The organism is Prochlorococcus marinus str. MIT 9314, assembly GCF_000760035.1.
In the GTDB taxonomy this organism is placed as follows: Bacteria; Cyanobacteriota; Cyanobacteriia; order PCC-6307; family Cyanobiaceae; genus Prochlorococcus_A; species Prochlorococcus_A marinus_B.
The window spans coordinates 222,996-245,194 of record NZ_JNAO01000013.1; the positions used below are offsets into that span (position 1 = coordinate 222,996).

Annotated in this window: 18 protein-coding genes and 1 tRNA gene; 12 read left to right on the forward strand and 7 right to left on the reverse strand. The window is 27.3% G+C overall.

The window, feature by feature from the left end:
• The first annotated feature begins 158 nt into the window (after positions 1-158).
• Positions 159-1,421, forward strand: coding sequence for a hypothetical protein (locus EU98_RS00850; protein ID WP_032516437.1), 1,263 nt, complete (start codon positions 159-161; stop codon positions 1,419-1,421).
• 56 nt (positions 1,422-1,477) lie between these two features.
• On the opposite strand, the gene EU98_RS09680 is transcribed toward EU98_RS00850, so the two are convergent.
• On the reverse strand, positions 1,478-1,951 hold the full coding sequence (locus EU98_RS09680; RefSeq protein ID WP_152557472.1) for a hypothetical protein: 474 nt from the start codon (positions 1,949-1,951) through the stop codon (positions 1,478-1,480).
• Between the two features lie 350 nt (positions 1,952-2,301).
• Between EU98_RS09680 and EU98_RS00845 the strand changes: the two genes are divergently transcribed.
• A complete protein-coding gene (locus tag EU98_RS00845) occupies positions 2,302-3,303 on the forward strand; it encodes a methyltransferase domain-containing protein (protein WP_032516439.1) in 1,002 nt (333 codons plus the stop codon).
• A 595-nt stretch (positions 3,304-3,898) separates the two neighbouring features.
• Here the strand turns inward: EU98_RS00845 and EU98_RS09370 are convergent.
• A complete protein-coding gene (locus EU98_RS09370) occupies positions 3,899-4,795 on the reverse strand; it encodes a class I SAM-dependent methyltransferase (RefSeq protein ID WP_193743047.1) in 897 nt (298 codons plus the stop codon).
• 608 nt (positions 4,796-5,403) lie between these two features.
• Positions 5,404-7,002 carry a hypothetical protein gene (locus EU98_RS00840; protein ID WP_152557473.1) on the reverse strand — a complete coding sequence of 533 codons (1,599 nt, stop codon included), beginning with the start codon at positions 7,000-7,002 and terminating at the stop codon, positions 5,404-5,406.
• Between the two features lie 447 nt (positions 7,003-7,449).
• Here EU98_RS00840 and EU98_RS00835 point away from each other — a divergent pair, with 447 nt between their 5' ends.
• From EU98_RS00835 to EU98_RS00815, 6 genes are all read left to right on the forward strand, one after another.
• Entirely contained in the window at positions 7,450-8,880 is a 1,431-nt protein-coding gene (locus EU98_RS00835; protein WP_032516441.1) for a UbiA family prenyltransferase, read from the forward strand.
• Positions 8,880-9,284 (forward strand): GtrA family protein, encoded by a 405-nt coding sequence (locus EU98_RS0109220; protein WP_032516442.1) that lies wholly within the window; start codon positions 8,880-8,882, stop codon positions 9,282-9,284. The genes EU98_RS00835 and EU98_RS0109220 overlap by 1 nt, the downstream gene beginning before the upstream one ends.
• A gap of 1 nt (position 9,285) precedes the next feature.
• Complete coding sequence (locus EU98_RS00830; RefSeq protein ID WP_032516607.1) at positions 9,286-10,617, forward strand: FAD-binding oxidoreductase; 1,332 nt, start codon at positions 9,286-9,288, stop codon at positions 10,615-10,617.
• Complete coding sequence (locus EU98_RS00825; protein ID WP_032516443.1) at positions 10,614-11,351, forward strand: SDR family oxidoreductase; 738 nt, start codon at positions 10,614-10,616, stop codon at positions 11,349-11,351. The genes EU98_RS00830 and EU98_RS00825 overlap by 4 nt, the downstream gene beginning before the upstream one ends.
• A gap of 107 nt (positions 11,352-11,458) precedes the next feature.
• On the forward strand, positions 11,459-11,749 hold the full coding sequence (locus EU98_RS00820) for a hypothetical protein (RefSeq protein WP_032516444.1): 291 nt from the start codon (positions 11,459-11,461) through the stop codon (positions 11,747-11,749).
• Positions 11,715-12,590: a hypothetical protein gene (locus tag EU98_RS00815; protein WP_032516445.1), complete on the forward strand. Its 876-nt coding sequence runs from the start codon at positions 11,715-11,717 to the stop codon at positions 12,588-12,590. The genes EU98_RS00820 and EU98_RS00815 overlap by 35 nt, the downstream gene beginning before the upstream one ends.
• 115 nt (positions 12,591-12,705) lie before the next feature.
• On the opposite strand, the gene EU98_RS00810 is transcribed toward EU98_RS00815, so the two are convergent.
• Positions 12,706-12,778 (reverse strand) — tRNA-Ala (locus tag EU98_RS00810).
• Positions 12,779-12,975: 197 nt separating this feature from the next.
• On the opposite strand from EU98_RS00810, the gene EU98_RS00805 reads away from it, so the two are divergent.
• A complete protein-coding gene (locus tag EU98_RS00805; protein WP_032516446.1) occupies positions 12,976-14,004 on the forward strand; it encodes a glycosyltransferase family 2 protein in 1,029 nt (342 codons plus the stop codon).
• 101 nt (positions 14,005-14,105) lie between these two features.
• Complete coding sequence (locus tag EU98_RS00800; protein WP_032516447.1) at positions 14,106-15,548, forward strand: mannose-1-phosphate guanylyltransferase/mannose-6-phosphate isomerase; 1,443 nt, start codon at positions 14,106-14,108, stop codon at positions 15,546-15,548.
• A 352-nt stretch (positions 15,549-15,900) separates the two neighbouring features.
• Here EU98_RS00800 and EU98_RS00795 read toward each other — a convergent pair whose 3' ends face one another.
• Positions 15,901-18,030, reverse strand: a complete 2,130-nt coding sequence (locus EU98_RS00795; RefSeq protein ID WP_032516448.1) for a bifunctional aldolase/short-chain dehydrogenase — start codon at positions 18,028-18,030, stop codon at positions 15,901-15,903.
• Between the two features lie 96 nt (positions 18,031-18,126).
• Positions 18,127-19,209, reverse strand: a complete 1,083-nt coding sequence (gene mtnA / locus EU98_RS00790; protein WP_032516449.1) for an S-methyl-5-thioribose-1-phosphate isomerase — start codon at positions 19,207-19,209, stop codon at positions 18,127-18,129.
• 92 nt (positions 19,210-19,301) lie between these two features.
• Between mtnA and mtnP the strand changes: the two genes are divergently transcribed.
• The gene (gene mtnP, locus EU98_RS00785) at positions 19,302-20,192 is read left to right on the forward strand and encodes an S-methyl-5'-thioadenosine phosphorylase (RefSeq protein ID WP_241466406.1); all 891 of its coding nucleotides are present in this window, start codon (positions 19,302-19,304) and stop codon (positions 20,190-20,192) included.
• 205 nt (positions 20,193-20,397) lie between these two features.
• The gene (locus tag EU98_RS09375) at positions 20,398-21,225 is read left to right on the forward strand and encodes a phytanoyl-CoA dioxygenase family protein (protein ID WP_052045516.1); all 828 of its coding nucleotides are present in this window, start codon (positions 20,398-20,400) and stop codon (positions 21,223-21,225) included.
• Between the two features lie 20 nt (positions 21,226-21,245).
• Here the strand turns inward: EU98_RS09375 and EU98_RS00780 are convergent, their stop codons facing one another.
• On the reverse strand, positions 21,246-22,184 hold the full coding sequence (locus tag EU98_RS00780; RefSeq protein ID WP_032516451.1) for a hypothetical protein: 939 nt from the start codon (positions 22,182-22,184) through the stop codon (positions 21,246-21,248).
• Positions 22,185-22,199 lie beyond the last annotated feature (15 nt).

Sequence of the window (22,199 nt, forward strand, 5' to 3'; positions counted from 1 at the left end):
ACCCAAATGATCAAATACTAAAAATTGTTATAGCTTTTTTCTCTTCTTTATTAGTTTTTCTTGGAATATTTACTCCAGTCTTCTTGCCGGTTTTGGCATTTACTAATTCGTTTATATCTGTAAACTTAACATGTCAATTAGTGTTAATAACATGTTTAGTGATTTTCCTCGGAAATGGTTGGAGTTATTATTCTTTCGATAAAATTTTGGCTAAGAGTTCTTCAATATACCAATACTTTATTTACTATTCAAATTCAATTACATTTAATATTAATATTATACGAACCATAGGTGTATACCTTTGGGGTGGAGTATGTATATCTGCATTATCATTTCATTTTAAAGATCCAAGTTGGATAAATGGAACAGCAGTCCTTACATTGCTTCGAACACCTTATTTAAATGACTATTATGAATATTTCAACCAACTTAATACTAATTTTCTATTAGTGCTTTCAAGGCTGTCCCTATATGGAATGGCGATTTGGGAGCTCATTCTTTGGCCTATTCCTGGTATAAAATTAATTAGGCGAATTACATTTGTATGGGGGATTTTATTTTTCATATCTAGTATAGTTTTTATCAACCTATCATATTTGCCTTATGTTGAGTTGCTATTTTGGGTCCTTATATATAGACCTGATATAGTTTCCTTTACTTTTCTGGATAAAGGGAATATTTCTACTAGATTTTCTCCTATAGCTTCCAAAAGTTTCTCAAAAATTATTATCATAATAAAAAATTTTATTAGACTATCAGCAATAGGTTCTTTAATAGTATCTAACGTCCTAAATATATATATTTTAAATTTTGAAAATAGCTCTAGAACGAGCTTTTTTAGGAAGATTTATAATAATAGATACTATAAAAGATGGAATTATTTATGGGGACAGGCTGAGGTTAATGTCTTTAATGAATATGATCTTCATATGAATCGTTATTCAACAGTCATTTGTAGAATTACTAATTCAAATGACATTCAACTAGTTCCTTTTCAGGATTTAAATGGTGGAAGACTCGAATATCTAGCAAATGACTCTTTCTATTTTAACAATAGCCTTACATTTCAAAGAGGATCTATTTATTTAAATTGGGAAAATCTTAGAGATAGGGAACAACTCTTAAAAGATTGGAGACCATTAGTCTCAAGAGTTATTGAATTTGATTACGCAGTTCACAAGTATAGTAAAAATATAAAAAAATATAAGGTATTTTTACTAGAAAATAAACCATATTATTTTAAATCTAATTTTTTGGCGGGTTGGAATATAGATGGTGATCCAATAATTAGAGAAACTCAAAGTTTAAATACTATTTCAATGCAAAAACAAATAGGATTTTCAAGACTTTCTATTCCTCCAGGCCACTTTAATTCTTACAACAGAAGCTTACAAACATTGAAAAAATATTGTGTTAAGTAGCACTATAAATTTCAATAGAAATCATAATATTTTTAAAGATGATTGATCATTAACTTCTAAAATATTTTGAAATTATTAATATTTGTTATGCAACTTTTCTTCAGTAAGTCAGGGGATATTATTCTTAATTTCTTTAATAAGTCTGATAAACCTACTCTATTATTTGCTATTGAGGTATAGCAAAAATTCGCAGCTCCCATCAAAGGACCTTTTAGTAATATTACAAATATATTTAAGACTTTGTTCTTAGGGTCAACTAGTTGCAGTAGTTTTAATAGTCCGCGGACTCTAAGACTGTAGCCTTCCTTTGATAAAAAAATGATTGAATCCCTTGATTTTTCATACATTAATTGTTCTATCTTCTTGGACAAATTTATAGAACTTATGATGTTAATATCACATATTTTACTTGGAGGAATCACAACTAACTGTTCTAATTTATGACTTGCGAATCTATCTAGCCATTGTATAAATGAACTACATAGAAGGCATTCTGAATCATAAATTAATACATAGGTGAATTTATCCACAGTGTTTTTTTTCTTATTTTAGACTAATCATCATAATTTGTTTAGAAAGTTTTTATTAAGCAGGTCTAATTAACTTATATAAGTGGTGTTTAATTAATAAACTAAAATCTTTATAATTTTAGTCGAATTATAATTCAGATAAAATAAAATTGAAAAAATTAGATTTTCCCTAAGAATACAAACTTATAAAATATATGAAAAAACTACTTTCAATTTATACTAAATATTATATCTATTTTTCTACCTAATTTGTTATGTAAAGTAAATAATAAATTGCCTTAAATTTATAAATTATATTTGATTTTAAATATAAAAAATGCTTTCCTTAGATAAGGCGATTTTTTAAAAAAATGAATGGATACAAAATCTTAAAAGATGAATTTGGAGAATTAAAAATACAAATATTAGATAATGATCAAAAAAGAATTACTATAAAACCATCACATGGAGTCTTTTGTCCTGACACTGAAATAGTTACAAAATATCCAATGGACTTAATTGAGAAAATATTCGATTATAAAAGTTCTTGCTGGGTTATTGATGAGATAAAGAGAGATGAATCTCCAAATTATGTTTTTAGAGCATTGAAATATGGTCTGTTTAGTTTTATTAAAGAAATTAATTTTGAAAACAAAGTATTATTGGATTTCGGATGTGGAAGTGGTGCTTCATCAGTAATACTAGGAAGAAAAATAAAAAATCTTGAAATCATAGGCATTGAACTAAATAAAAAACTTCTTGAAATTGCAGAAATGAGAAAAAAATATTATTCGCTTAATGAAAATGTTAGTTTTATTGCATCTGAAGATCCAGAGAGTTTACCGATTAATAATCCAGTCGACTTTATATTACTTAGTGCTGTTTATGAACATTTATTACCTAATGAAAGAAAAAAAATATTAAAAATGTGTTGGCAATTGCTTAAAAAAGATGGGGTAATTTTTATTAATCAGACACCAAATAGATGGGTTGTTTATGAAAACCATACTACAAACTTATTTTTAATAAATTATTTACCCGACAAAATATGTTATTGGGTATCAAAAAATTTTTCAAAACGAAATTTAAAAAAATTTTCATGGAATCAACTTTTAAGAATGGGTATCAGAGGTGCAACTGAGAATGAAATTACAAATATAATTGCTAAGCTTAAAACTCATGGAAAATTAGAAGTTCTTAAGCCCAATAATTTAGATACAAAAAATAAACTCGACTTATGGTATCGTTCAACTTCAACTTTTTCAATGAAATCTAAATTATTAAAAACTTTTATTTGGTATCTTATGAAATGTTTCCCCTTTTTAGAAAGAATCTTATTGCCTGGAATAGTAATGGCTATTTCTAAAAGATAGTTTTTAAAAATGATCTATTTGCCTTTTAGACAAATACAAACCAAAACTTTTGAAGAGAATAAAGAAATATATTTATTAATAAACTTATATCTTTTTTTATTTTTATAATTCCTAATAAACTATCTCATCTTATTAAAATCTCTGAAATAATCTAAACGTAATTATCAAAAAATTTCACCCCTCATTTTATTCACAGACCAAGAAAATGTTGCTGAAGCTTTACTGCTTATTAAAGTTGATTTCCCCAGATCAGTTTTGGCATGCCTTTTGATAATTACAGATACCATAAAAGTAAAATCTATTTGCAAGTGTGGAGACTCCCATTGGATCTGGCAAATAACCCATAATTATCTATTATTATCCTATACATATTATTGTGGATTATTTATCAAAATAATTGGTATAAATAACTAAAATCTCAATGTTGGCAAGTAAATCGAACTTCTAAAACCCTTAATGCAATTTATATAAAGAACTAAGCTATACGAGGTTTTTCATATATTTCCTGTATTTGGATCATAGTTCTTCTCGCTTAGATAAAAACTAAGAGGAAAATAGTTATTTTTATTTTTAATATTTTTTATATTAAAAATAATTAAAATCTTCCAATATATTTTATTATTTTATTTCTCCTAATCATATTAAAACAAATTCTTTCAAACTCGTAAGGTAAATATAAAAGAATATTTAAAGAAATATTTTTTAAAAATAAAATTAGTCTTTTTGAAAATAAATTTTTGCTTTTTATCGAATTTAAATTTTCTTCATCCTTTTCATATTTTCTTTCATTATAAATTAATTGAATTGGTTTTCTCAAATTATCAGATTTATATTCTTTAGACTTTTGAGCAAAAAAAATAAGCTCAATACCTCTAGAAGAAACTATTGGTATTTCTTTACAAGTGTGTTTATATTTAAATAACCTTCCTTTCCTCTCATATAACCTTGGTGAACCCTCATGTAAGTATGCACTTAAATTTGTAAATCCATTAGCTTCAAAGAAATCAAAAAATAGAGTTGGACTAAAACTATAAAATCCATGGTCAATAGAATTTGAGCATGGATATGCTAAAAATAATGAGCCATCAGGCTTTAACATATCGCATATATTCTTAAGAGCAGTAGGGGTATCAAAAATATGTTCCAACGTCCCTGAATCAATAATTGCATCATATTGTTCAAAAAGAGATTTACTAATTGGATTATTTAGATTGTGAATGATATCAGCGCCTTCGTAATCAGAAATATCCATAGCTTCTACATTATCTGCTCCCATTATTGTCAATAATGCTTTGCAACTCAAATTATTTTCTTTAGAAGTATTTTTGAAATACTTATTATTATTTCTATAGTCGATATTTTCTTTTAAATTCCATTTTTTTAAATTGTAATTTTTAAATATTTTAGATGATTGTAAACTATTTATCCAAACACTTTGCTGTCCTAAGGTAAGAACCTTTCCTTTAATAAATCCCGTTTTTTTTTGTTCCATACATAAAGTATGAATATGATGTTTTAGAAGACCCATATGAAAACTTTTTAAATATTAATCCTTATGAAAAATATTTTAATTCTTCAATAATACCCTATATAGTTTAAATAATTTTTATTAAAAATAAATTTTTAAATTTTTTTTTCAAGGCCATAAAGTAAATACCAGTCGAATAGTTATTAATCCTTCAAGGGATCTTTATAAGTAAATTTTAAAAATTCTATAAAAATTTAAAAAATAAGGCAAATAATGCAAAGCATGCGACTCAAACTATTGAATTATTCATTCTTTTAGATATCTTCATATTATGAATTACTTTAAATCAGATTATTCAAATGAATAAAAAATTCAGGAGACCGAGTTAATAATATTTTTTACATCTTTATTTATTTTAATGTGAAGAGTTAATGGAATTATTTTTCATCAGACAACTTTGCAAAATACTATTTTTAGTCTTCTATCAATAATACTTAAATAGAGGAAAACCTTTTTTATTCTCAATTGCAGTAATCTAACCTTAACCACAAACTATAAAAGAATATTAGATATTTGAATTACATGAATCTTTATTATAGAAAAATATATTTTTCATAAATCATATAGTTCCATTAATTACAGCTTTCAACTTTCCATAACCATCCTCCATTCCAACCTCCTAAATTTAAATGCCAACTCCTAACATTTGTTTTTATGAGCTTTTTATTTTTTATACAATTTGATTCTAATTTTTCATCAGTTTTCAAAAAACATTCATTACCTTTAACTGAATTTATATTTGCTGGGATTGTACAGTAAGAAGGAGTTGATTTATTCAAACTAGTAGAAAAGTCATTTAAAGATAAATACTCTTTTGATCTATTTAAATTTGGCAGATCAGCTAAATAATCAATATCCCTAAATTCTATATATTTAAAGTGATCAATAAAATCTTTTCCTTTAAATTTGTTTAATTCTCTATCAACTATTCCATCAAGAGACCAGACTCTAAATCTATCATCTAATCTATTTCTTATTTGAACTTCTACAGTGCCTATATCGATAATATCATTATCATCTTTTGATAATTTTTTAAAAATTTCATCTGAATATTTTTTTACATTTTCAGGAGAAGTAGACTTGATAGTATTTATTAATTGATTATGTGAAACACAATTATAATAATTATTATTATTACAAAAAGAGAATTTATGATTATGAACTACTCCGGAATAAATTGAGAGTAATAAATACAAAATTCCTAAAGAAGCTATAAAAACTTTTGATAAATTCGGAAGAATACGTGCTGCAAATATAAGAAATATTAAACAATAACTGTAAAGGAAATATCTGGAAAATTGTATGTTTGGTATAAAATTAAAAAAATGTAGAAATAAAGGAAGTACTATAAAATTTATAGATATAATAATATCAATCCTAATAAGATATTTCCTAAATAAAATCAATCCAAAAATAAGTGGATATGTATAAATTAAACTTCTAAAAATATTAATACCTAATGATAAATTATATCCAAGTAAATCAACATTAAGATTATTTACTGCACTAACTTCTAAAGTTGAAATATATTTCCTAATAGAGCCAGCATTATGATAATTTCCACCACTTATTATTGAAAGAACATAGTAAGAAATTCCGCAAAATAATATAGATATTAAAGAATAAAGCAAAAGTTTTTTATTTTTTAAAAAAATTGATTTTATAAATAAAAAGAATGGATAGGTAAGTCCTTCAGGTCTAATTAAGAAAAGTAAAATCGTTTTAAAAATAATCCCTTTATTTTCAAATCTTCTTTCTGATTTTAATTCTTTTGAGAGAAAAGTTATTAAAATTGCAGCAAAAAAAATATTTTCCATACCTAACATTACTTGAGTACTGATAAGGCCGATTACTGATAATAAAGTTGATCCAATTAATTTTACAGGTATTGTTTTAGAAGGATTTATTTCGTAAATTTGATATGAAATCCATAAAAAAGAAAAAATTGATATCAATTTCATTCCAAAAACTGTATATATTCCCAAAAATTTATATAAAAATGAAACTATTAAAAAATACAGAAATGAAGATTCTCCTCCAGTCTTATAGCCTGGATTAAATTCAAGAAAATGTCCGTTTATAAAATTTTTAGCATAAATTATATGAATTTCAGGGTCTCCACTATAAATACTTGAATGAAGGGCAAATTGATATACTCCCCAAGAAATCATTAGAAATGAAATGATCTCAAGAACCTTATACTTTTCTATTATTTTTTCTAAATATAATAATATCATTGCAATTATCAAAAAAAAGTTAAGTAATTATGCGGTTAAATTAAAAAATTAACATTGGATATTATCAATTTAATTACTCTAATTTGTTTTCCAGCAATAATTTGTTTTTTATAAAATATATTGTTATATTTTTTATTACTTAATTTAATAGGGAATATTTTTAAATTATTTTGGAAGTAAAGTTTTAAACTTATTGAGATTCAATAAAAACATAAAAAATATCAGCAATTTAAAATAAAATAGAAAGAGAAATAAAAATTTTTTTAGGATAAAAATTCTAGAGAAATTTGGCTTAAAAATTTAAATATTTTGGCTGTATTACATTAATATAGACTATATGATTGAAGAATTATTTTTGAACTCAGATCCATTTAAAACTATATGAAAAACAATTTAAAAATTTTATCTGTGGACCTTGATGGCACATTGATTAAAACAGATATGTTGTTTGAGACTTTTTGGTCTTCATTTTCAAATGATTTACTGATTCCATTAAAAGCTTTTTTTGCACTTTTTAGAGGAAAGTCAAATTTAAAAAAAATGTTATACGATAAATCAAGTTTAGATATAAAGTCTCTTCCCTATAATCAAGAAGTTATTAAATATATTTATTCACATCGTTCCAAAGGTGGGAAGGTCGCACTTGTAACTGCGAGTACCCAAAAACTTGCAGAGGCTATTTCCAAGCATTTAAATTTATTTGACGAAGTATACGGATCTACATCAATAGTCAATTTAGAGGGATTTGCGAAAGCAAAACTTCAAAAAAAAGTATTTGGTGAAGGAAATTTTGATTATATTGGAAATTCCTCTGCAGATCTACAAAGCTGGGAAATATCAAACAAAGCAATTACTTTCAATGCAGGAAAATTTTTAAAAAGAAAGTGCGAATACCTTAATAATAATACCTTTCATTTAACTGATACAAGCAAAAGAGGGATATTGGGTCCTTTTTTAAAAGAAATTCGTCCATACCAATGGATCAAAAATATTTTGATATTCTTACCAATGATTGCAGCTCAGAATTTTGATAAAACTATATTCTTTCAAGCATTATTTGGTTTTATTGCTTTTAGTAGTACAGCATCAAGTGTATACATATTAAATGATTTATTAGATATTAAATCTGATAGAAATCATCCACAAAAATGTAAGAGACCATTTGCTGCAGGAGACTTATCTTTTAGCATAGGTATGACTTTAGGAATTTTAATATTATTAATAGGATTAATTTTTGGATATGCTGTTGGTTTCTCATTTCTAACTGTCTTGTTAACCTATTACGTAATAACTGTCTTTTATTCTATTTACCTGAAAAGAAAACCTTTAGTTGATTTATTTATACTTGCAGGGCTGTATACACTAAGATTGCTAGCTGGAGGTGTTGCAACTAATTTGAATATTTCATTTTGGTTATTCAGCTTTTCCTTATTTATTTTCTTATCACTTGCTGCTATTAAAAGGCAAAGCGAACTAATAGATATGATCAATAGAGGCAAAACTATCGCAAATAACAGGGGATATAAGGTTAGTGATTTAGACTTTATAAGGTCCATAGCTATATCTTCAGGATTAATGTCCGCATTAGTTCTCGCGCTATATGTAAACTCTCCAAAAGTATTAGTTTTATATTCTAATCCAACATTGCTTTGGATATCATGTGGTCTATATCTTTTCTGGATAATTAGAGTTTGTTTTAAAAGTGATAGAGGAGAAATGGAATATGATCCAATTATATTTACATTTAAAGATAGAGTTAGTAACGTTATATTTGTAATAATTATCTCATTTACAATTTTTTCTATAATTTAATGAGAAAAAGTAAAAAATTGTTTTTGTTCATTTTTTTTGCTATCGTTTCAACCCTATTTAATCTCTTAACTCAAAGAATTATATTATTTTTTAATAAAACAAATTTATTTTTCTTTATTGCAATGCTAACAGGGACTATTGTTGGTCTTGTCATAAAATTTTTCCTTGATAAAAGCTATATTTTTTTTGATACAAAAAATGATTTCCTTCATTTAAGAAAAACATTTGGTTTATATACATTAATGGGAACTTTTTCAACAATAATTTTTTGGGGAACTGAATCTATGTTTTGGATTATTTGGAGAGAAGAAAATATGCGCGAAATTGGAGCTATATTGGGTTTAATAATGGGTTATATAATTAAATATAGGCTAGATAAAAGATATGTCTTTAGGAAAGAATAAAATGAAAAATCTAGAAATAATCTCTGGATGGGGCTTATATCCTAGAATTCAAGCAAACATAATAAAACCAAAAACAATAAAAGAACTTAGAGATGCAATTTTGTCTAATTCATTCATAGCAAGAGGAAATGGCCGCTCGTATGGAGACAGTGCAATAAATCAATTTAATACGATTGAAATGACCGAATTTAATCGCTTTTTACATTTTAACGAAAAAGAAGGTTTGGTTATTGCACAAGCAGGAATTTTATTGAAGGATATTATTGAAACATTTTTACCAAAAGGATGGTTTCCTCCTGTAACTCCTGGGACTAAATATGTAACCTTAGGCGGAATGGTAGCTGCAAATGTACATGGCAAAAATCACTACAAATCTGGAACCTTTAGTAAATATATTAAGTGGATTGAAATAATTGATCATAATGGTGAAATCATAAAGTGCTCTAGAAAAAAAAATTCGGAATTATTCCTTTGGACAATAGGTGGAATGGGTTTAACTGGAATTATTCTAAATGTTGCTTTTTATCTTAAAAGAATAAAAACAGCCTGGATAAATCAAAGTAAATTAGTTTCAAAAAATATAAATCAAACTTTTGAATTTTTTGAATCTAATATTGACTCATCATACTCAGTAGCATGGATTGATTGTTACGCTAAAGGTTTAAATATTGGTCGTTCTGTTTTGATGTTAGGAGAACATGCGGAATTAGATGATATTAATAGCTATAAAAAATTAAGTCCATTCAAAACTTTTAAAAAAAGAAAATTATCTATTCCTTTTTTCTTTCCATCATTCGTTTTAAGTAACTTCAGCGTAAAAATATTTAATTCACTTAATTTTATAGTTAGCAAAATTTCAAGACGAAAGGCAATAGTTGATTGGGATACTTTTTTTTATCCACTAGATAAAATTCTTAATTGGAATAAAATATACGGATCTAAAGGATTCGCACAATTTCAATGCGTTATTCCTTTATCAGTATCTAAAAAGGCTATTACTGAAATGTTGAATCTTATTTCAAATTCCAAAAGTAGTTCTTTTTTAGCTGTATTAAAAAGATTTGGACAAGATGAAAGCCATTTCTCTTTTCCAATGGAAGGATACTCATTATCATTAGATTTTCCAATAAATAAAGAAAATTTATTATTAATTAATTCATTAGATGAAATTACTATAAAATATGATGGTCGATTTTATTTAGTTAAAGATAGTAGAATGAAAAAAAAGACATTTGAAAGTTCAGATTTAAGAATAAAAAATTTTAAAGCATTTAGAGAAGATAATTTAAGTAAAAAATTTAGATCTTGCCAAACTGATAGACTCGGCCTATGAAAGGTAAAACTTTATTAGTATTGGGAGCAAAAAGCGATATTGGAATTGCCTTAGCATATAAATTTGCAAAAGAGGGTTGCAATATTCAACTTGCAGCTAGAAATTCAGAAACATTAAAGGACGATTGCTCTGATATAAAAATTAGATATAACGTAGATGCTACTTTTCATGAATTCGATGCATTAGATATAAACTCCCATGAAAGTTTCGTTTCTTCATTACCAAAATTGCCGAGCATTGTAATATCATCTATTGGAATTCTTGGTAATCAAAAAGAAAATGAAAAAGATATTCATAAAGCTATTGAAATCATAAGAACAAATTTCGAGGGTATAGTTAGTGTTTTTAGTTACTTGGCAAATGATTTTCAAAGTAGAGGCTCAGGAACCATAATTGGGATTAGTTCAGTAGCGGGAAATAGAGGGAGAGGCTCAAATTATATTTATGGTTCTGCAAAAGCAGGATTTTCAACTTTCCTATCAGGACTGAGGAATAGACTTTATCCTTATGGGGTTGATGTAATAACGGTTAAACCAGGGTTTGTTCGAACAAAAATGACTTCGCATATTAATTTACCTAAGCTTTTAACTACTAATCCTAATAAAGTTGCTAAATCTATCTATTTAGCTTACAAATACAGAAAAAATATTATTTATGTAAAGTCTATTTGGAAATACATAATGAAATTCATACAGTTAATCCCAGAATCTATTTTCAAAAGAATGAAATTATGAAAATCTCAAGGGATCATAAAATTTAAGTTTCTTCGTAACTGAAGGGCTACCATATATCTAAGGACTTTCAGGACTATTCTATATATATCATTAAATATAATGATTATATGAAAAAGTTTAATTTGATAAAAAAGGATAGACTCAGAATCAAAATATTTTTAAAGGACTTTATTGTTATTACTACTTTATCAATTTTTACATTTTTATTTTGTGATGCACTACTTACAAAAATTTATAGAGTAAGGGGTAACTCTAAATTCTTTGAAAGTAACGAAATAGCTGGATTTATTAATAAAAGAGAATTTGTAGGGAGATTTGGAGGGCCTTTAGATGATTTTTCAAACAAAATTTCATTTGATAATTATGGGACGAGAAAAAGTAACCCGCAGAAGATGTAATTTATCAAAAAATAAAAATAAAAATTTAATTTTTATCGGTGACTCAATGCTTGCTGGTCTTGAAGTCAAAGATTCCGAACACTATGTATCAAGACTAAGTAAAAATTGTATTTCTGACGGATTGATAATAAATGGAGGAGTTAGGGCTCATGATACTCATATGGCTTCAGCAAATGCCGTACGAATTTTAAAGGAGTTTAATTTGGATCAGTTAAATTCAGTTGTTGTTTATGGCTTGACTTCAAATGATTTTTATGAAAATGATCATAAAAATGCTTATTACAATTTGAAAGCGAAATTCGGATCTATTTTTGATCAGAAAAACTATAAGCCTAAAGCCAACTTAAATTATCTGAGAGTTAAAATGTTTGTTGGAGATAATTTTTACTTTACGAAAAAATTCATAATCCAATATATGAAATTGAAAGATTCTTTAATGTTAGACAGAAATAAAGATGAAAATAAAACAGCTTTTTCGATTAGTGAATTAAGTAATCTGAATGAAAAATTTAAATCAGAAAAATGTAGAAGGGCTATTTCAATTTTAGATTCTACGTTTTCTTCAAACTCAATAGAAAGCAAAGTTTTTTTATTTTTACACCCAATGTTTCATAGCTTCGAAGAATTTAAAGTGATGGAGAATTGCCTAATATCTACAGCAAAGAATTATGATCAGATCTCCATATTACCAATAAATAGCTTTATGGATAAGAATTCGGTTGAATTTGATAATCAAGATTTAATATTCAAAAAAGATCGGCACTATTCACCCAAGGGTCATTTATTTATTTCTAAAATAATTTTGCCAAAATTGGAATCTGCATTATTTAAAAATAATTGACCATACCAAAGACTGAGCAGAATAGAGTTATATCGTCAACTATAAACCTTTATCAGTCTAATAATTAGATTTATTAGAATCGCCGCAATCTATTGCCATCACAAATAAATTTCAATGGAGCCAAGCGGATTCGAACCGCTGGCCCCCTGCATGCCATGCAGGTGCTCTACCAGCTGAGCTATGGCCCCAAATACTAAAAAACAGTTATATAAATCTTAAGATTTTTTTCTTAACTGCCATTTTTTTATAGTACTTTATACGGTTTCATTAATCAATTATCCACTTTAAAATACAACTAAAGATTATTAAAGGGCATAATTTTTACACAGGACTTTCAAGTTGTTATATTGTAAATATGACATTTTGAGTTAACAATATTTTATTTATGAACCAAATTATTGGGATAGTAATTCCGTGTTATAAAGCGAGTGGGTTAATAAATTCAGTTATCAAGAGAATAATTGATACCACAAATAAAATTAATAATATTGCAACTATAAAGATCTATTTAATAAATGATTGTTGCCCACAAAATAGTTGGCAAGAGGTTGACAAAAAATTTGATATTAAAATAATTCATCACTCAAGAAATCTTGGAGTAGGTTATGCTTCTAAATCTGGTTTTTATGAGGCATTAAAAGATAACTGTGAAGCTGTTATTAAGATAGATGCAGATGGTCAACACCCTCCAGAATATTTAGCTGAGATAATCCCATTTATAATTTCAAGGTCAGAGAATGAAATGTTCTTATTGAAAGGCTCTAGATATTGTTTTAGAAATAGATTTACAAAGATACCTATCATGAGAAGAATTGGATCATTAATTTTAGAACCAATAGCAAGAGTAGGATTGAATTGTAGAGGACTCACAGATATCGCAAATGGATTTATCGCAACAAACTCTTTGACCTTAAACTATTTACTTTCGGTAAATACAAATACACAAATTTTTTCAAGGTATCTTTTTGAGAGTAGCCTCTTGGAAAAAAGCTGTTCGCTTAAGTGTCAAATATATCAATTCCCAATGGCAGCAAATTATGGGGAAAATTGGATAACATCCATGGAAAGCAATAAAATGATTTTTCCAATTTTAAGCTTTTGGTTTAAAGTAATTTGTAGAAGAATATTTAATCAATATTTATTTAATCTAAATCTTGGAACTTTATTATTAGCTATTTTCTTAATGGCATTTTCTTATGTTATTTATACATTTTTTTTTACAATAAGCCCAAGTATATCTTTAGGAATATTTGTAAGTGCTGGAATAGCTGCATCTTTTACAAGTATGATCACAATTTCCTCAATATGCCTTTGCCTTTTCTTTTTTTATGATTATACATCAGGTACAAGAATAAAAATTGTAAATTTTAGATATTATCTCGATGATATTTTTTTAAGGAAAGTTGATGATTAGTCATTGATAAAAAACAAAAAATTTGTCTATTAAATAACAATTAAATTCAGTCTTTAAATTTATTATTTTTATAGTTATACAATAATATAAAGGTTGATTTTATGAGTGAAAAAATAATTCCTGTAATACTTAGTGGAGGAGTAGGGTCAAGATTATGGCCACTATCAAGAGCAAGTTTCCCTAAACAATATTTAAAAATTGGCCAAAAGAATTCAAAGACTCTTCTACAAAATACTTTTGAAAGAATAAATCAACTTGAAAATCTTGATGATCCAATAATTATTTGTAATGAAGAGCATAGATTTATTGTCGCTGAGCAAATGAGAGAAGTAAATATAAAACCAAAATCAATTATATTAGAACCCTTTGGTAAAGGTACTGCTCCTGCAATAGCATTAGCTGCAATAAAAGCTAAAAGCGAAGGGAACGATCCTTTTTTACTAGTGCTTTCTTCTGATCATGAGATTAAAAATAGTGTGAATTTTTTAAACTCCATCAGGTCAGGTATTAAGGAAGTTAAAAAAGGAAGATTAGTTACTTTTGGTGTTGTACCAAATTCACCTGAGACAGGTTATGGATATATTGAAGCAATGAACAGTTTAGATCCTGTTTCTCTTAAGGGAAGTGAAATAAAAAATTTTTTTGAGAAACCTGACATTGAATCGGCAAAAAGATTTATTTCTGATAGTAGTTTTACCTGGAATAGTGGGATATTTTTATTTCAAACAAGTAATATTTTGCGGCAATTAAAAAATTATTTTCCAGAGATTATTCATCATTGCGAAAATGCTCTTTTAGATAGCAAATTTGATTTGGATTTCCAGAGAATTAATAAAGATTCTTTTTCTAAATGTATGGATATTTCTATTGATATTGCGGTTATGGAAAAGACAAAACTAGGGACTGTTATACCTTTAGATGCTGGTTGGAGTGATATCGGAAGTTGGAATAAGGTTTGGGAAACTTCTAAAAAAGATTCTCAAAATAATTCAGTCGAAGGTAATGTTTTAATCAAAAACTCTTATGACTCTCTACTGAAAAGTGAAAATAGATTATTAGTTGCAATTGGCATAAAAAACCTTGTGATAATTGATACCAGTGATGCGATTTTAGTAGCTAATAAAGATTGCTCCCAGGATGTTAAACAAATTGTTAAAGATTTGAATGATCTAAATTTAAATGATGGTAAAGAACATAAAAAAATATTTCGTCCTTGGGGTAATTACATTTCTATAGCTGAAGATCATACTTGGAAAGTCAAAAAGATTTCGGTAAAACCTTATCAGTCATTATCATTGCAAATGCATGAGCATAGAGCAGAACATTGGATTATTGTAAGTGGTATTGCAAAAGTAGAAATCGACCAAAAAATAATAATTTTAGAAGCCAATCAAAGTGCCTATATCCCACCGAGATCTAGGCATAGATTATCTAATAATGGTGAATCACTTCTAGTAATAATTGAAGTACAAAGTGGAAACTATTTAGGAGAAGATGATATTTTTAGATATGAAGATATTTATGGCAGAATAAATAAAAGCTAAAATCATACGCAAATCGTCTTTACCTGTCTTATTAATTACTCTTATTGATAAATCAATATTTTTTATCTTTAGGATAATAATTATTTAAAAAATAATTTGACGATAAATTATGAAATCTAATAATGAACTCGCCTCTATATCTTTTAACTAAATTAATAATTTAATTACTTTATTGATTTGCATCACTTTACGAGATATCTACAATAGATTTAAATTTAAAAGCTTAACTTACTAGTTCTTATAAAACCGGAAAAGTTCTTCGAGATTTCATAAAGATATCAGTGAAAACTAAAAAAATAAAACTAATAATATTTTTCTTTAAAAATAATTTTAATTTTAAATTGGTGTAATTCTATCTAACCATTGCTGCCACATTCCCTCCATCTACTGTTAACAAAGCACCAGTTGTTTTTTCTAATTTTGCTAAAGATAAAAAAGCCAATGCTACATCTTTTGGTAATATTTCTGATTTCAAAAGATTACCAGTCATATAATCTTCTTCAGTTAAACCTCTTGATGCTGCTCTTTTTTTAATCATTTCTTTGTTTAGTAAGCCAGATCTTATTCTGTCAGCATTTATCCCATTTGCTCTAATTTTATTAGAACCTTCTTCAAGTGAAATTTGCCTCATCAATGCAAGAAGAGCAGTTTTAGGAATACCATAAGATCCAAAATTTGGTCCCGGATTTAGTGATTGTTTACTTATATTAAATAATATTTGTCCCCCCATTAAGTAATCTTCCTCTTTTGATGAGGAATCTTGAGCATGAAAAATTTTGATTGCTTTTTTTGAAGCGTAATAATGAGAAAAAAGATTAAGTTCCATGCTTTTCATAAAGACTGCGTCTTCAATTTTTTCTATACTGCCTTCCCATGCAGACCCTGCATTAGAAATTAATATATCTAATCCTCCAAATTTGTTAATTATTTCTTTAAATGCTTTATCAATCTGAGTCAAACTTGTTACATCACAATTTATTGACAATGTATTTTCCCCACAATTTTGGGCACTTCTTTCCGCGTTCTCTTTATTAAAATCTATAACTACTATTTCGGCTCCAGCTTTTTTAAATTCTCTTGAGATTTCTTCACCAATAACTCCCCCACCTCCAGTTATAGCTACTATATTACCGCTTAAAAATGGTTTTTTTTGTTTTCCTAGTTTTGCTTGTTCTAAGCTCCAATACTCAAGATCAAATGTATCTTTTTCTCCAACGGGTTTAAATTTACCAATTGATTCTGCTGATAAAACAGTTTCTATCCATGCTTGTCCAATATCAGCAGAAATTATCGCAGATTTTTTATTAGAACCAACTCCTATAAGTCCTATCCCTGGAATTAGTATAAGTCTGGGTAATGGGTCTAATTGTTTTTTTTCTTGCTTGGATTGCTTAATATTTCTATTGAAATAATTTTCATATTCCTTTATATATTGTTCAATTTTTTCCTCTGTGTTTTTTACCCAATTTGTAATGTAGCTATCGATTTGACTTTTGTTTTCTGGATTAAATATTTCTAGTAATAAAGGCTTTGATTTTGTACGAATAACATGATCAGGTGTTGCGACTCCACGATTTATTAATTCAAATAGATTATCAGATTCAAAAATCTCATTTATATTTTTATTATTTCTAATTTCAAAAATCCATTTTTGATTAAATTTACCTTTAGTTGCGTATTTACTAATTAATCCTCTTAAATAAGGGATAATTGTTAAGGTTGAAGGATTGTTATTCTCTAAATATGTAAAATTTAAATTAATTTTTCTTGTTAATTGTTCTTCTGCAATATTTACTAATCTAATCATACGTTCGTAACTAGTTTTTGCTGTATCTCCAAAAGTAAATAATCCATGATTAATAAGAACCATACCTTCAAGTTCTATTCTATTTTTTGAAGCTTTTATCCTTGCTTTCTCAAACTCTTCAAAAGCTTTAATGGCTAGGTTAAAGCCCGGCATGACATATGGGACGATTGCAACTTTATCACCAAAAATTTGTTTACATAATTTTGCTGAATTAGGCTGATTTGCAATAGCTAAAAGTGCAAGTGAATGTGTATGATCAATGTATTTGTAGGGAATAAATGCATGTAGTAAGGTTTCAACAGAAGGATTAGGAGAATTTATATTCATTAAATTTTGTCTTTGAGCAGAAACCATATCTTCATCTGATAATTTTCGTAAACTTTTTAGTTCTAAAAGTGGATTTAGTTTTACAGCTGGATGACCTTCTGGTTCAATGGTTGCCAAATCCCATCCAGATCCTTTCACATGAAGAACATCTATATCATTTTCAAAAAGATCTTTGCAAATACTTTTCACTGAAGTATTCCCACCGCCATGAAGTACTAGTTCAGGATCAGAACCCAATAATCTTGCAGAATAAGTTCTTAAAGCTAAATCTTTTGTTACGCCATGTGATTTATATTTCTCAATATATGTATTTGCTTCATTATCAGACCAATTGTTTTGGCAGGCCATTTATCGAAATGTAATATTTAAATTTTAAAAAATATTTTTTATTTTTTTGAAAATATTTTTATATTAAACACATTTTATTACAAAAATTCCTAATCTTCAGCTGTAAAGATTTTTTAAACCATCATAAGTTGCATTACAAATACCTTTTTCTGTTATTAGACCTGTTACTAGCTTATTAGGTGTTACATCAAAGCCAGGATTAAATGCTCTAGATCCTTCTGGAGATAATCTAATAGTTTCTATTTTTTCATTTTTTGTTAATCCAGAAATATGAGTAATCTCTTTTTCAGAACGTGTCTCAATATTTATTTCTTTCAATCCATTTTCAATTTCCCAGTCTATAGTCGAAACGGGTAAAGCGGCATAAAAGGGGACGTTATTAGCATTTGCTGCCAATGCTTTTAAATAAGTCCCAATTTTATTGCAAACATCTCCTCTTTTTGTGGTTCTGTCACTACCTACAATCACTAGATCTACTAAATTTTGCTGCATTAAGTGACCACCTGCGTTATCTACTATCACTGTATGAGGTATCCCTTCATTTTTTAGTTCAAAAGCTGTTAAATTCGCACCCTGATTTCTTGGTCTCGTTTCATCCACCCATACATGAATTTTGATGCCTGCTCTGTGTGCTTTATAAATGGGGGATAGAGCAGTACCCCAGTTTACCGTTGCTAACCATCCTGCATTACAGTGTGTTAATACGTTAATTGTTTTTTCATTTTTGCGAGAAACTAAATCTTGTATTAGTCTTAATCCGTTATCGCCAATTAAAGAACACATATTTATATCTTCTAATTTTATTTTTGTAGCTTCTTTCCTCGCTATTAACGCTCTTTCATCTTTATTCGTGCGAGAAACTTTTTCAAAAACTCTTTTCAATGACCATTGTAAATTCACAGCAGTTGGACGAGTAGATAATAATTTTTCGTATGAATTTTTTAAGTTTTCCATAGAAGGATTTTCTTGAAGAGCAAGCATTAATCCATAAGCTCCCATTACACCAATTAATGGAGCACCTCTAATGATCATATTTTGAATAGCAGAAGCAGCATCTTCATAATTATTAATTTCTTTTATTTCAAAAATATGAGGTAACTTCGTTTGATCTATAACTTCAATTATATCCTTCTTCTTATTAAGCCATATTGTTTCCCATTCCTTATTATCAATTAACATAGTTAAGTTCTAGTATTTATTTAATCTTATCAAAGTAATTTAAAGACATAAAATTGTCAGTTGATATAATCAACTAAGAATAATTTATTGTTTTGGAATCTAATAATTTAAATAACTCAAAGCTTGGTGTTCTCGGAGGTAGTGGTTTTTACTCTATAGAAGATTTAACAAATGTAAAAGAAATTAATGTAGAAACTCCTTATGGAGAAACTTCAGATTCTCTCAGATTAGGAGAACTTAATGGAATTGAAGTAGTTTTTTTGGCAAGGCATGGTAGAAACCATACATTTACGCCATCCGAAGTTCCCTATAGAGCAAATATATGGGCAATGAAATCTTTAGGCGTGAAATGGATTATATCAGCCTCAGCAGTTGGTTCACTTAAAGAAGAAATAAGACCCCTTGATATTGTTTTGCCCGATCAATTCATAGACAGAACTCATGATCGACCAGTAACGTTTTTTGGAGATGGTGCGGTAGCTCATGTTGCATTAGCAGACCCTTTTTGCTCAGAGTTAATAGAAATTTTAAAAAAGTCAACTGAACCTCTCCTTACTGAGGATAGAAAACTTCATGTTGGAGGGACTTATTTATGCATGGAGGGTCCTGCATTTTCTACAAGAGCAGAATCCAATTTTTACAGAAGTTTAGATTGCTCCATTATTGGAATGACAAATCATTCAGAGGCTAGGCTTTGTAGAGAGGCAGAAATCGCATATGCAAGTTTATGTATGTCTACTGATTATGATTGTTGGCATCCTGATCATGATGATGTCACAGTAGAGATGATTTTGAATAATCTAAATTCAAATGCAGAATTAGCAAAAAAAATTATAATTTCAGCTGCAAAATATATAGGAAAAATCAGGCCAAAAAGTATTGCACATGATGCCTTAAAATATGCTTTGATTACACCTAAAGATAAGATACCTCAAAAAACTTTGAAAAAAATAAATATTTTTACTAAAAAATATTGGCAATAGTTAGAAATAAGAGCACAATTTTAAAATATTTTGAAATTTATCGAGCAAAAATTTGTAATTAAATATCGAAATTTGCTCTTATTTATTTAGTAATATAATTGTTCAAATTTAGGAAATAATGATCAAATAGATAAATCAATTTGACCTACTCACCAGCCTAATTATGTGGTTATTGTAAACTAAAACTATTCAGGAAATATTATTAATGGGAATCAATTATATAGAACCAAAAATATATGAAGTTTTTGATGATGAAGCAGAATCTTTTTTTAGTGATGAAGGCTTTATAGTTATGAAGCTTGACATAAGCTTATCTTCTTTAAAAAAAGCTAGAGAAAAGATAATTAAAATAGCCAGTAAGGAGGAAGAAAGTGGTGATTCGTGTTTTTATGAAAATAGAAATAATGAAGATGGAAATATAAAATCTGAAATCAAAAAGTTACAAAGGATTTGGAATATTTTAAATAAAGATAAATTATTTCATGAATTCCCACTTTGTGGTACACACAAAAAAACTTTAAATAAAATTTTTGCAAGAAATACATTACATAATTTGTACACAATAAGTAGTTTTCAAGCAAATATCCTTTATCCTGGAGCAGAAAAACAAAAAATACATGTAGATACTCCGGTTCCTGAACCCCTTCCTGAATGGCCTATTAAAATTACCACAATAAACTTATTAGACGATTTTACTGCAGATAATGGCGCCACAATGGTAGTGCCAAAATCACATAAATCTAGATTAAAACCTAAGCCAGGAACTAATGATGAGCAATTATTGAAAACTATTATTGCCCCTTTTGGAAGTTCAATTTTTACTCATGGTGGGTTATGGCATGCAAGTGGAACTAATCAAAGTAATAGTAAAAGGTTAGCTTTATTAGGAAGTTATGCAGCCAGTTACGCTAAGGATATTGCTTATGAAGAGAACCATATCCAAATTAAAAATAAATTGATTTGTTTTGAAAATGATTTAGCTGAAATGCTAGGTTACAATTTGAAGCCAAATCCTGGTGCGCTTAATTTTTAAAACTTTATTTAAAATTAAATTTACTGTTTATAGTGATTTTTTGTTGGATTACCGCCGGCTCTAAATTTGATTAATTCTTTTCTAATGATTAAAAATATATTATTAAAAAATCTTGGTTTAAATGAGAATTCTTTTTTAAAAAAATAAAACTGTAAAAAAGATGAAATTAATAAAATAAATTTTATGATTTTATTAATTTCGATATTCTTAAGCCATGAGATTAATTTCAAATAGGATTTATAATTTAGATTTGAACTATCTTGCGCTCCATGAATTCTGTAATAGTAATGATTAATATCTTTTAATTCAAGAAAAACGCCCATTTTGGATAAGTAATAATTCATTTTTACATCTTCATGAGCTCCAATAGTATTTGGATTCTTTTCCCAATATTTGTTTAGAACGGATCTTTTATAAAATATAGAAGGACATATTAATGTTCTTTCAAAAGGTAAAAAATATCTAAAAAGTATGGCAATATGATCCAACTTCACCAATTTCTTTGACTTTGAGGAATTTCTCCTCGAAAGAATATAATCTTCAGAGTTTATAAAAGTTGCTTTTAGAGCTAAAGCTGTAGGTAAAAACTTTGAAATTATATTTAAAGAAATTTGAGCAATTGATGAAGAATACAAATCATCATCATGTAAGAAAATCACATAATCTTCTTTGATTTTTTGATTTAAAAACTGCAGCTTATTTCTACCAAGGTTTAAATTCCTTGGCTGAAGAATAATCTCACATTTTTTAATCTTTTCTACTTTGTCTTTAATTAAATTATATGAATCCTCTGGAATTGTTATATATTTATTAATATGCGTATTTGTCGCAATTTCTTTGAATGATTTTAATGATTTAAAACTTAGTTTATTAACTTTTGGCCTAATAAGAAGAATTAATCCGATGCTAGGGTAATTTTCTTTTGATAAGTTATTCTTTTCTATAAAATTTTTGTCCATTAAATTAAATACTTG